The organism is Acinetobacter sp. ACIN00229, assembly GCF_016106645.1.
In the GTDB taxonomy this organism is placed as follows: Bacteria; Pseudomonadota; Gammaproteobacteria; order Pseudomonadales; family Moraxellaceae; genus Acinetobacter; species Acinetobacter oleivorans.
In genome coordinates this window covers 153,424-165,493 of sequence record NZ_JADWOM010000007.1, presented here as the reverse complement: position 1 = coordinate 165,493, position 12,070 = coordinate 153,424, and the positions used below count along the sequence as shown (strand labels likewise).

Annotated in this window: 15 protein-coding genes; 5 read left to right on the top strand and 10 right to left on the bottom strand. The window is 39.2% G+C overall.

Translation table 11 applies throughout. The features are described 5' to 3' along the window. Positions 1–16 precede the first annotated feature (16 nt). From acpP to I7H67_RS08585, 5 genes are all read right to left on the bottom strand, one after another. The gene (gene acpP, locus I7H67_RS08605) at positions 17–253 is read right to left on the bottom strand and encodes an acyl carrier protein (protein ID WP_004641570.1); all 237 of its coding nucleotides are present in this window, start codon (positions 251–253) and stop codon (positions 17–19) included. 83 nt (positions 254–336) lie between these two features. Continuing rightward, positions 337–1,071 (bottom strand): 3-oxoacyl-ACP reductase FabG, encoded by a 735-nt coding sequence (fabG, locus tag I7H67_RS08600; protein WP_092709241.1) that lies wholly within the window; start codon positions 1,069–1,071, stop codon positions 337–339. Continuing rightward, positions 1,068–2,054 (bottom strand): ACP S-malonyltransferase, encoded by a 987-nt coding sequence (gene fabD, locus I7H67_RS08595; RefSeq protein WP_009393944.1) that lies wholly within the window; start codon positions 2,052–2,054, stop codon positions 1,068–1,070. The genes fabG and fabD overlap by 4 nt, the downstream gene beginning before the upstream one ends. Positions 2,055–2,205: 151 nt before the next feature. Further along, the gene (rpmF, locus tag I7H67_RS08590) at positions 2,206–2,391 is read right to left on the bottom strand and encodes a 50S ribosomal protein L32 (protein WP_000290730.1); all 186 of its coding nucleotides are present in this window, start codon (positions 2,389–2,391) and stop codon (positions 2,206–2,208) included. A 74-nt stretch (positions 2,392–2,465) separates the two neighbouring features. Then, positions 2,466–3,026: a YceD family protein gene (locus I7H67_RS08585; protein WP_004794216.1), complete on the bottom strand. Its 561-nt coding sequence runs from the start codon at positions 3,024–3,026 to the stop codon at positions 2,466–2,468. Between the two features lie 96 nt (positions 3,027–3,122). Here I7H67_RS08585 and I7H67_RS08580 point away from each other — a divergent pair, with 96 nt between their 5' ends. From I7H67_RS08580 to rluB, 5 genes are all read left to right on the top strand, one after another. Continuing rightward, positions 3,123–3,785 carry an elongation factor P hydroxylase gene (locus I7H67_RS08580; RefSeq protein WP_198307592.1) on the top strand — a complete coding sequence of 221 codons (663 nt, stop codon included), beginning with the start codon at positions 3,123–3,125 and terminating at the stop codon, positions 3,783–3,785. 89 nt (positions 3,786–3,874) lie between these two features. After that, positions 3,875–4,492: an L-threonylcarbamoyladenylate synthase gene (locus I7H67_RS08575; protein ID WP_198307591.1), complete on the top strand. Its 618-nt coding sequence runs from the start codon at positions 3,875–3,877 to the stop codon at positions 4,490–4,492. Between the two features lie 224 nt (positions 4,493–4,716). Continuing rightward, positions 4,717–5,508: a segregation and condensation protein A gene (locus I7H67_RS08570; protein WP_198307590.1), complete on the top strand. Its 792-nt coding sequence runs from the start codon at positions 4,717–4,719 to the stop codon at positions 5,506–5,508. Further along, positions 5,505–6,098: an SMC-Scp complex subunit ScpB gene (gene scpB, locus I7H67_RS08565; protein WP_004794223.1), complete on the top strand. Its 594-nt coding sequence runs from the start codon at positions 5,505–5,507 to the stop codon at positions 6,096–6,098. Before I7H67_RS08570 ends, scpB begins: the two co-directional genes overlap by 4 nt. Positions 6,099–6,139: 41 nt before the next feature. Then, positions 6,140–7,063 carry a 23S rRNA pseudouridine(2605) synthase RluB gene (rluB, locus tag I7H67_RS08560; protein WP_004794225.1) on the top strand — a complete coding sequence of 308 codons (924 nt, stop codon included), beginning with the start codon at positions 6,140–6,142 and terminating at the stop codon, positions 7,061–7,063. Positions 7,064–7,120: 57 nt separating this feature from the next. Here rluB and bioD read toward each other — a convergent pair whose 3' ends face one another. The 5 genes from bioD to I7H67_RS08535 all read right to left on the bottom strand — a co-directional run bounded on the left by bioD (position 7,121) and on the right by I7H67_RS08535 (position 11,776). Further along, the gene (gene bioD / locus I7H67_RS08555) at positions 7,121–7,765 is read right to left on the bottom strand and encodes a dethiobiotin synthase (protein ID WP_198307589.1); all 645 of its coding nucleotides are present in this window, start codon (positions 7,763–7,765) and stop codon (positions 7,121–7,123) included. Beyond that, positions 7,766–8,515, bottom strand: coding sequence for a malonyl-ACP O-methyltransferase BioC (gene bioC / locus I7H67_RS08550; RefSeq protein WP_198307588.1), 750 nt, complete (start codon positions 8,513–8,515; stop codon positions 7,766–7,768). It abuts the gene before it with no gap. Further along, positions 8,512–9,669, bottom strand: coding sequence for an 8-amino-7-oxononanoate synthase (locus I7H67_RS08545; protein WP_198307587.1), 1,158 nt, complete (start codon positions 9,667–9,669; stop codon positions 8,512–8,514). The genes bioC and I7H67_RS08545 overlap by 4 nt, the downstream gene beginning before the upstream one ends. A gap of 1 nt (position 9,670) precedes the next feature. After that, a complete protein-coding gene (gene bioA / locus I7H67_RS08540) occupies positions 9,671–10,951 on the bottom strand; it encodes an adenosylmethionine--8-amino-7-oxononanoate transaminase (protein ID WP_198307586.1) in 1,281 nt (426 codons plus the stop codon). Between the two features lie 93 nt (positions 10,952–11,044). Continuing rightward, entirely contained in the window at positions 11,045–11,776 is a 732-nt protein-coding gene (locus tag I7H67_RS08535; protein WP_198307585.1) for a hydrolase, read from the bottom strand. Between the last annotated feature and the right edge of the window lie 294 nt (positions 11,777–12,070).

Below are 12,070 nucleotides of genomic sequence, written 5' to 3'. Positions count from 1 at the left end.
TTCAGCAATATGCGAATTAACCAAGTTTTTTAGTTACATAGTCAATTGCAGATTGAACTGTAGTGATTTCGTTTGAATCTTCATCAGGGATAGTGATGTCGAAGTCGTTTTCGAAAGACATTACAAGTTCAACTAAATCTAAAGAGTCAGCACCTAAGTCATCCATAAAAGATGCTTCGTTTTTAATTTCTTCAGCTTTAAGACCAAGTTGTTCTGCAACTGCTTGCTTAACGCGTAGTTCGATATCGCTCACAGGAATTCTCCTCATTGCTCGTGGCGTTTGATTTGCCACTAGTTTAATTGAATATAAAAATTTTTAAAAGTTATACATCAGCCCTAGGCCATGTATAAACCACCATTTACATGTAATACCGTACCGGTAATGTAACCTGCTTTATCACTTGCAAGGAAACTCACCGCATTTGCGATATCTTGTGGCTCACCTAAGCGATTTAAAGCCACTTGATCACTCATTTTTTTGCGAATTTCTTCACTAAGTGCATCTGTCATTTCTGTTGCAATGAAGCCTGGTGCCACACTGTTCACAGTGATTTGGCGGCTACCCATCTCTTTTGCAAGACTACGGCTAAACGCTTCAATACCTGCTTTTGCAGCAGAGTAGTTCGCTTGGCCTGGGTTTGCAAAGTGCGCAACAACAGAACTAATATTAATAATGCGGCCAAAGCGTGCTTTTGTCATACCTTTAAGCACACGTTTAGATAAACGATATACAGCTTTAAGATGAATGTTGAGAATGTCATCCCAATCATCTTCTGACATGCGTAGCAATAGATTGTCTTTCGTGATACCCGCATTATTAACCAAAACAAGCACAGGGCCATAGTTCTGTTCAATATGAGAAACGACTGCTTCAATCTCATCGAGATTACGCACATCGAGAGCTAAACCTGCACCTTGCTCACCAAAGCTTTCACTTAACTTTTGTGCACCAGATTCAGATGTCGCAGTACCTACAACAAAATAACCGTCTTGAATAAGTTGCTGGGCAATTGCAGCGCCAATGCCCCGACTCGCGCCCGTTACTAATGCAACTTTGCGTTCTTGTGTCATGCAATTTTTCCTTCTGCCACTAAAACAGCATTTAGGGCATCTTCCATTTTACTCTTGCTATCAATCGCAAAAGCTTTTTCTATATTTGGTAAACGCTTCGCGAGATTACTCAATACTGTACCAGGGCCACACTCAACAACGTAGTGAATACCTTGGTCTTGTAAGAACTGCATCGTGTCTGTCCATTGTACAGATTGGTACAATTGAGCAGTCAACGCCTGACGCAATTGAGCAACATCGGTAGCTATTCCCGCGTTGACATTTTGTATTACAGGTATGGTAGGCAGCTCAATGGCAGTTTGTTCCAAAGCTTCTGCAAATTTTTCAGCAGCAGGCTTCATCAATGAACAATGCGAAGGAACTGACACAGGTAAAGCAATTGCCTTAGCAGACTGCTCTTTTGCCAAAGCCATTACTTGTTGTACAGATGCTGTACTTCCGGCAATTACGACTTGGCCTTGTGAATTATAGTTTGCAGCTTCTACTGAGCCTTGACCTTCTGCATTCACGATTTGGCAAAGTTCAACCACTTTTTCATCAGCCAAACCAAGGATTGCAGCCATAGCACCTTCCCCTTGAGGAACAGCATTTTGCATGAGTTTGCCACGCAAATTCACGAGTTTCACTGCATCTGCCAAGCTCATAGATCCTGCAGCAACCAAAGCGCTGTATTCACCTAGAGAATGTCCTGCAAGGTACTTAGGTGCCAGACCACCTAAATCAAGCCATACACGCCATAAAGCGATACTGGCAGTTAATAATACAGGTTGGGTATTTTCTGTTTGGTTGAGACCTTCACCACTTTGCGCAATATGCCACAGATCAAATCCAAGTGCATCTGAAGCTTCCGCAAAGGTTTGCCCAACCCCACTAAACTGTTCTGCTAGTTCAGCAAGCATACCGACTTTTTGTGAACCTTGACCAGGAAACACAAACGCAGTTTTTGTGGCTAAAGCTACTTGTTCAAGACGTTTAGCAGACATAAGAAATCCTTTTTTGGGTTTTCACTCATTTCTGGAGCGGAAATTTAACATGTTATTTATATTTTTATAATTGCGAAAAACAACAAAAAAAGGGAGCTTTCGCTCCCATTTTTTCTATACTTAAGCATCACGCTTAATGCATATCATACAATTATTCAGCATCAGCTGCTTTAGCGAATAATTGACGACCACGGTAGAAACCGTCTTTAGTCACGTGGTGACGACGATGAGTTTCACCAGTTGCTTGGTCTACTGTTAATGCATTCTCGGTTAAAGCGTCATGTGAACGGCGCATGTCACGGCGAGAGCGACTTTTACGGTTTTGCTGAACGGCCATGATGGCTCCTTACAAAGATCGAAAAAATGGATCAGAACAAATTCAGTTGTCTTATCTCACAATTATATCACAAATTATGAGTTAAGTTTACCCTTCAAACCTGCCAAAACATCAAACGGGTTATCCCGTTTTTCTTCAACAACATTTTGAATGGTAGGTTGATGTTTATTTTCACAAGCATCATGCTTGGGAGATAAAGGCATCAACAATAACAGTTCATCTTCTAGTAATGCGAGCAAGTTAATCGAGGCTGGCGTATCATAATCGCCTTTCGTCGAAGACTCACTTTCACCTAAAACGATGAAATCAGCATCCTCATCCAAGCGCTCTATCAGTGACTCATCATCCACTAATGCAATATGAAAGTCTAAGACAAGAGGCATTTCAACAGGTTCCAAACAACGTTGGCACTCCATTGGAACTATCGTGTCCATATGACCATCCATCCACACAATGCGATGATATGCATCCATTGATAGCTTACAGTCTATGTTGATCAATTGGTTATCAATTGATCCAACAGCTTCACGAGCGATACGAGCAAAGCGAGACAAGGGCAGTTGACCTGACCATGTAAAGCCTTGTTCAGCCCATTTAAACGGCTCAATCTGTGCCGGAAAGGTATTTGCTGACATAATTAAGGCGGCAATTCTACAAATTCATCGGTACTCTGTCAAAGATTAAGATACAATTTTGCACTTCTTCAGACAGAACTCGGGGTAAATTAAGCAATGCACCTGTTGCAGCCGCAACCTGAAGTTAACACTTCATTACTCGTTTGCACCCATTCAACTCATCAGAACACTCTTGTACCTGACATAGTGCAACTCTCACCATGGTCAAGCTCAAAATCGGAGTCTGAGCAAGTCGATTGGCTTATTTTACACTTTAATCACTGGTTTTCCCACCATAATGTGACATTAGTTCGTGGAGATTTTGAACCAGAATATTTCCCTGCAACAAATATAGAACCTGCCAAGATTCAATTCGCCCATGGTTTCTTTAATAGTGCCTTGCATGAAATTAGTCATTGGTCTATTGCTGGTGAAAAAAGACGTCTATTATCGGATCTAGGATATTGGTATGCTCCCGATGGCCGTACGCAAGAACAGCAAAGTCTATTTGAACAAGTCGAAATTAAGCCTCAGGCAATTGAATGGTTGTTTGCACAGTCTTTTGGTAGAAAATTTAGAGTCTCGCTTGATAACCTGACAGGTGATGGTGGAGATGGCAAAATATTTAAAGATAATGTCTATGCTCAAGTACAACGTTACTTTTCAGGTGAAGCCAAGTTGCCACGTGATGCAGCAGCATTTATTGGTTTTATTTGCCAATGTACACGTTCAGGCCTAGCATTACAATTAAATGAATTTAAACGTGAACTCCTTGATTAATTGACAAAAAAACCACGTTAATTACTTGCATAGGTTGTTTAAAAAGCCTAATAATTATTTTAACACTGGCGTGATGGAGTCTCTAAAATATGATGCATTTACATGTACATCCTGAAAATCCACAGCAACGCCTTATTAGCCAAGCGGTTGAACGCATTCGTGCCGGAGATGTTGTGGTTTATCCTACCGATGCAGCCTACGCAATTGGCTGCCAAATCGGTAATAAAAATGCCATGGAACGTATTACGCAGATTCGCGGTTTAGGACCTAAACATCAATATGCCATTATGTGCTGTGACTTATCAGATATTGCAACGTATGCAAAAGTTGATAATGCGACATATCGTTTATTGAAAGCCAATACCCCTGCTATAACGACATTCATTTTACCTGCAACAAGTGAAGTTCCTCGTAGGTTAATGCATCCTAAGAAGAAAACGATTGGCTTACGTATTCCAAGTAATCCAATTTGTCAGGCTTTATTACAAGAACTTGGTGAGCCCCTACTTACGAGTACATTAATTTTACCGGGCCAAGAAGATCCTCTAGATGATCCTTACGATATTGAAAATCAGCTAGATAAACGAATCGATGTATTTATTGATGGTGGTTTCGGTACTTTAACAAGCACAAGTATTGTCGACTTATCGGGTGAACATCCTGAAATTATCCGTCGTGGTATTGGCGATGTAAGTGCTTTTGAATAAGCACTTACATTTTTTACCAATAGTTTTAAAAAAAGTATTATCACTCAAAAAAATACTCTTTATTTATTTTGGATTTTTTTTACACTTTAGTCGTTAAGTAATTTATTAAAAGGCACAATTCATTTAGAATGATTTTCACTATCTGCTGTTCTTCTGTTTACAGCTCTCTTTGACTTGAATAACAAGTCTCATGCTTTTGAAAATTCGCGTGGCTTATAATCGTAATGAATCAATCACTTCATCAATCCATGGAAGACGCTCCACACATCCGTGTTTTAGATGAGTGGCATGACAAGATTCCTGAAGATCTCTATATTCCTCCTGCTGCATTTGAGATTTTGCTCGAACAGTTTGAAGGTCCACTAGATTTTTTAATTTATCTGATTCAAAAAAACGGTTTTGATTTAATTCACGTCGATATTGCGCCTATCGCAACTCAATATTTAACTTATATGGATAGTATGAAATCCTTAAATATTGAGCTAACCGCTGATTATATGGTGATGGCAGCTTTATTGGCAGATTTAAAGTCTCGCCTGCTTTTACCAAAGCCAACAATCATCAGTATTGAAAAAGATCCTAAGCAGGAACTCATTGATCGACTGGAAACCTATCTACGTATCAAGCAAGCAGCTGAACGTTTGGGTCAAATGCCAATTCTTGAGCGTGATACATTCAGTGCAAATGTGAGCTTAGGTTATATTGCTCCTGTTTATGAAGGCTATGATATTTCAGCATTACATGACGCATTATTCTGTGTGTTTAACCGACCAGAACCTATTACGCATGTTGTGGCTCAAGAGCCTGTCTTACTAGAAGAACGCATTGCATATATTGAAGAGAAATTAGAGTCTGGTGACGTGTTAAGTTTTAAAGAATTGCTCAATCCTCTGCAAGGTCGCATGGGAATGGTTGTTACATTTATGGCTGTTTTAGAGTTAACCCGACAACAGCGAATTAAAATTATTGCCTCAGGTATTGAAGCTCCGTTAGCAATTCAAGGATCTTCAATATGAGCTTTGAACAAAATAATACGGATTTGTCATTAGCTGACATTCACCACGAAGTCTTATTACAACTTGAAGCTATTATTTTTGCCAGTGAAGCGCCCGTTTCAATTGCCCGTTTAAAAGAAGCATTCAATAATCAATATAATAAACAACAGCTTCGTCAACTTTTACAACAGCTCGCGCTATTACAACACGGCCGATCTATTGAGTTGATTGAAACAGCGCAAGGGTTTCGCTTTCAGGTAAGATCTAAATATCGTAGTATTATTGCTCAAATTTGGCCAGAGCGACCAACAAAACTGTCGCCTTCATTACTAGAAACCCTGGCTGTCATTGCTTATCATCAACCGGTTACCCGCGCTGATATTGAACAAATTCGTGGTGTGTCTAATAATAGTCAGATTCTTAGAACACTATTTGACTGGAACTGGATTAAAGAAGCCGGTTTTAGAGATTTACCCGGAAGACCCGCGTTGCTAATTACAACGCCTCAGTTTCTGAATGCTTTTGGTCTAGCATCGCTAGGCCAATTGCCTCCCCTACAGAACGCCAAGGAAGCCTTTATGGCTCTCGATGCAAATGCACCGAAATCATAAAGAGGTGGACTGTTGATCATTATGTCTAAGGTTGTGCTGTCATGAGTGAAAAATTGCAAAAAGTATTAGCGCGAATCGGATTAGGTTCCCGCCGATATATGGAAGAGGTTATTGCCGCAGGACGCGTGAGTGTAAACGGTCGTGTTGCCCAAGTGGGTGAGCGCATTGAACCAGGCGATGAATTACGCATTGATGGCCGTAAAGTTCAGTTTCAAATTGAAGACGAAATTCGTCGCCGTGTATTGATTTACTATAAGCCAGAAGGCGAAATCTGTTCACGTAATGATCCTGAAAAACGCCCGACTGTATTTGATCATTTGCCACAAATCGCGAATGACCGCTGGGTAATGGTAGGTCGTCTAGATATTAACAGTACTGGTTTATTACTATTTACAAATGATGGTGAGCTTGCTAACCGCTTAATGCACCCATCAAATGAAGTTGAACGTGAATATGCTGTTCGAGTTATGGGTGAAGTAACACCTAAAATACGTCAAAACATGGTTAATGGCGTAGAACTTGAAGATGGCCCTGCTAAATTTGAATCCTTCTCAGAAATTGGCGGTGAAGGTATTAACCGCTGGTATCAAGTTGTGGTGAAAGAAGGTCGTAATCGTGAGGTTCGTCGTATTTTTGAATCACAAGAACTTAAAGTAAGCCGCTTATTGCGTACGCGCTACGGTACAGTTATTTTACCACGCGAATTACGTACTGGCCGCTGGATGGAACTCGATAAAACTGACATCGATAATCTAGCAAAATCTGTTGAGTTAAAACCACGTCAAGGTACAGGTTTATTTGGTATGGCAAAACGTCGTACTGACCGTATGACCGAAAAGCCAATGGCTGCTCGTCGTGGCGGTTACTTACGCCAACAACGTCGTGATGAAGAAAAAGAAGCTCCTGCTAACACGGGTAACCAACGTAAATCGACTGGTTTTAACCGTGGTTCAAAAAAATTCTAAGATTTAATGATATAAAAAACCGCTCAAATCAGAGCGGTTTTTTTATAGCTTTTTAACTTAATTCATTTTTTCCAGCTCAATCCATTCAGTTTCAGGAAAATGAACTGCTAAATAGTCTTTCAGATAATTTGAAGTATCTTGAGAAATTAATGGATCTTTTGATTCATCTTTTAAGTTATAAACCAAAGCTTTTAATTTAAGTCCACGAGACTTAAGTGCTTCAAGACTAAGTAAAGTATGGTTAATACTTCCTAAACGACCTGATGTTACTAAAATAACTGGAAACTGGTGCTGAACAATATAATCAATGCTAAGCAGACTGGTAGTTAGTGGCACCATTAAGCCGCCCGCACCTTCTAACAATACAATTTCAAAACGCTCTGCCAATGTTTGCGTCGCATTTTCAATTTTTTGAAAATCAATTTCTCGGTTATCTAGGCGTGTTGCAAGATGAGGCGAAGCAGGATAACTAAAAATTTCAGGCATGGTTAGCTTGTCATGATCTTCTTGAAACCAGCCCTGTCCCATAATTTCACGATGCTTTTCAATATCTTCAGAAATATCAGCATTACCCGTCTGAATGAGTTTTTGGGTAATCACTTTTTTACCCTGCTCAGTCCATAATTTTGCTAAAAAGCCTGTAGCGTAGGTTTTACCAATGTCGGTATCAATCCCACTCACAAAATAGATCTGGCCACTCATTTACTTCACTCTCCGGGCAATACAATAAATCGGATGGTATGTTAGGGAATATCCCTCAGCGTACTTAAATCGATCATAATCTTGATAAAACTGTTGTAAAGTTTGCTTTGTCCAACGATGCTGAGCAGTTGCCGTTACACCTGTTGCTTTTAAATGCTGCAACACGGCTTTAGGCGAATCAAAATAGAGTTGAGTTTCTGACTCTGACAAATGCAAAATCTCAAAACCAGCATGAGTTAAGGCACTATTCCAATTTTCAACTGACCAATAACTTAAACCTTGGCCTGTCAGCTCTTTAATTTCTCTTAAATTCTGAGAGCCGAATGTTGAAAAGCATAACCAGCCTTGATCAACTAAAGCCTCATTACAACGCTTAAGCAAAAGCGGCAAATCCTGCATCCATTGCAAAGCAGAACCTGAAACAATCATATCGAGCTGCTGGGGAAACTCTAAAGTTTCAATGTCCCCAATCAACCATTTCAGATTTTCTTGATGATTGAAGTGCTGCTGCACATCTGCATACAGATCATTCAAAATTAACTCTTTAATCTGAAAAGATGCAGTAATAAGACGAGTTAAATTACCAGAACCACAACCGATTTCAAAAACACGTGACATCGTACTTGGGCAAAACTGCTTTAGTAAGCCCGTTAAATTTTGGCAAATTTGTTTTTGAACTATTGCATGCTCTGAATAGCTTTGCCCAGCTTTGGCAAAACGCTGGGCAACCAAGTTTTTATTCAAACTCACAGAAAACTCACCAATTCCTCAAGCTCATGCTGTTGCACCATTGACGTTAAAGAAATACGTAAACGTGCACTATTTTTAGGTACTGTTGGTGGGCGTACAGGCATGGCATAAAAGCCGCTTTCTTGAACGTGTTTTGCCTTATCAATCGCAGCCTGACTTTCTCCAACAATAACTGGAACAATATGACTAGTCGACGGGCTTACATAACCCTTTTGTATAACGGCTTGTTGAAGATATTGGCTAATATTTTTTAAGTGTTCACGCTGAGGTTGAGCAACCAATACTTTTTGGAATATAAAGTTTACCCAAGCTACAATAATAGGGGGTTGAGAGGTAGTAAAAATAAGCGGACGCATTTTATTAATAAGATAATCTTTAATAATTGGATCGCAAATAATGTAACCACCAACTGCTGCTAATGCTTTACCGAAGGTACCAACTAGAAAATCAATTTCCTGAATCACATTATATTGTTCAGCACATCCTAAGCCTTGCTGACCACGAACGCCAATTGAGTGTGCTTCATCGACATATAGCATGGTTTTAGCAAAACGTTTTTTAAGCTGGACTAATGCAGCTAAATCCGTTTCATCACCATCCATACTAAAAATACTTTCTGTGACCACAATGATTCGTTCAATCTTGTCATCATCATGATACTTTTGCAGAAGTTGTTCTAAGTGCTTTAAATCATTATGTCGATAACGCACATACTGCGCACCAGATAAACGTATACCGTCAATCATACTCGCATGGACTAACTTATCTGCCAAAATTAAAGTTTTGCTATCAGCAACAGCTGGCAAAATACCAATATTCATGTGATAGCCACTATTAAATAGCAGAGCCGACCGACCACCAAATGCTTTACTTAGGCTATTTTCCAACTGTTCATATTCATCAAAATTACCCGTCAATAACCGGGCCGATGAAGAACTAAAATAGCTCCGCTCTAACGGCAAGCTATCTAAAAACTCTTGGCGAAGATTTAGATCAGCCGCCAGTCCAAGATAATCATTTGAAGCTAAGTTGAGCATTGTTTTATTTTGAATTGTAATAAAACGGCCATGCTGCACATTTTGGGTAAATTGTCTGAAATTACCTTGTTGTTTTAACTCATCTAACTCGTTAGCAAAATGATCAAGCAATGACATCTTAATGTGCTCCCTGCAACGTTTTAACAACGTCAACCAATTGTTCAAGCAAATCGCTTAGCTCTTGTTGAGTGATTACATACGGTGGCATCACATAAACCAGTTTGCCAAAAGGACGAATCCAGATTCCACGGTCTACAAATTGTTGCTGTAAAGTTTTCATATCGACATTAAAGGTAAGTTCTACGACACCAATTGCACCCAGCACTCGTACATCAGCAACATAATCAAGCTGACTTAAAGGCGTTAAATATTGGCTAAGCTGTTGCTCAATTCGCTTAATATTAGCTTGCCAATCTTGCTCAATTAACAATTGCGTACTTCTCAAGGCAACAGCGCAAGCAAGCGGATTGGCCATAAAGGTTGGGCCGTGCATAAATACTCCAGCCTCACCACGACTAATCGTTTCTGCAACATGCTTTGTTGTTAAGGTCGCAGATAACGTCATATAGCCGCCTGTTAACCCTTTACCTAGGCACATAATGTCGGGCTCAACTTGTGCATGTTCCCACGCAAAAAGCTTACCCGTACGGCCAAAGCCAGTCGCGATTTCATCAAAAATTAATAACAGATGATATTTCTCGCAAAGCGCTTTAGCCTGACGTAAATATTCAGGATGATAAAAACGCATGCCCCCTGCACCTTGAACAATTGGTTCGATAATGAGTGCAGCAAGGTTTTCATGATTTTGCTGAATAACCTGTTCTAGCTCGGCAGTATCTTGAGGATTCCAATCTTCATGAAATTTGGTCTGTGGTGCTGCTACAAAAAGACGGTTTGGTAAGCTTGTGCCAAAAATCTGATGCATGCCTGTCACTGGATCACAGACAGACATCGCATTCCATGTATCACCGTGATAACCAGAACGCGTAGTAATAAAATTTGTTTTTTGTGGTTGACCTTGTGCTGTCCAAAATTGCACAGCCATTTTCAAAGCAACTTCAACGGCAACCGACCCTGAATCTGCATAAAAAATTTTATCGAGACTTGGCGGTGTAATTTTTAAAAGAATTTTCCCAAGTTCAATCGCAGGATCATGGGTTAGCCCACCAAACATGATATGTGACATGTTCTGTAATTGATCTGTCACTGCCTGATTGAGTTCAGGGTGGTTATAGCCGTGAATTGCACACCACCAAGACGACATACCATCAATTAAAGTTTTACCATCATCTAGTTCAATCGTTGCCCCATAGGCACGTTTCACTTTAAATGTGGGTAAAGGTTGGGTCATTGAAGTATAAGGATGCCAAATATGTTCTAAATCAAAATTATCGGTCATCCTATTTACCCTTTTACAGCGTTCAAATCTTTCATTGAACACATGTTAAACCTGTTAAGAATTAAAGAAAATTGCGATATCAATCAAAGCTTATTAACTTTGCTGATGAATTGTTAAAAATTGGCAGATTTCTTCAATTGTTCTTTCCACCTGTAGGTAAGGAAAAGCATGTGTAGCATCTTTTAGCAGCTTATAACTCATGTTTTTTGTCGCTATATCCTTAAAATTTTCAACAATCTTGCACGGAATGACACCATCTTGCTCTGCGAATAAATGAAGCTGTGGACCAGAGTAATTTTTTAAGTTATCTACCAAGTTTAAATGCTCTAACATTTCTAACCCTTGTAATAACACGTCATAAGGAGGCGGGTTTGATATATTTTGCATGTTTAGCCAATCTTGTTTGGCTTGAGATGAGCCAAGTGTAATTAAATAATAAAAGCGCTTTAAAGTAGCTTGCAAGTTCTGTAAAAAAGACGCTTTAAATTGACTAAATACATCAGTAGGCATTGCTGTTTGCCAATTGTCATTGGCCACAAAACAAGGGTTTGAAGCGAGCGTAATTAAAGTTTTAGTTTGCCCTGTTTGCTGGTAAAAAATATCAACCAGTTGAGTCGCTAACTGCCCACCTAAAGACCAACCGATTACCACATCAACTTCAGCCACTAAATCAAGCTGTGCTTGAAAGTTACGATCTAAAACATTAAAAATATTAATGAGTTGAGTTTCAAAACCCTTTTTTTCCAAATGCAATTTTAAAGATTGCAAAGGTTCCACGCCTACTCCCCAACCCGTAATTAATAAAATTTTATTTTGTAACTTCATATGCCTGTCCAAAGCCAACTTTATCAGGATTATATAATATTATCGTTTTAAAATATCTTTTAAAATCAACATAAAAATTGAATTTCAAAAATTAAAATCAATGATTTATGAGTATTTAATATTCTGAAATATATTGATAAACAAGACCTGCATTATTCATAGTAAATATACAAAACTTTAATTATCTAAACATTGAAGCCACTCAAAAAACAACATAATCCACACTTCGCCTATAAATCCATTATGCAATGTAATTAATGTTAATACTTATGTTTTTTTATTAAAAGAAATGAC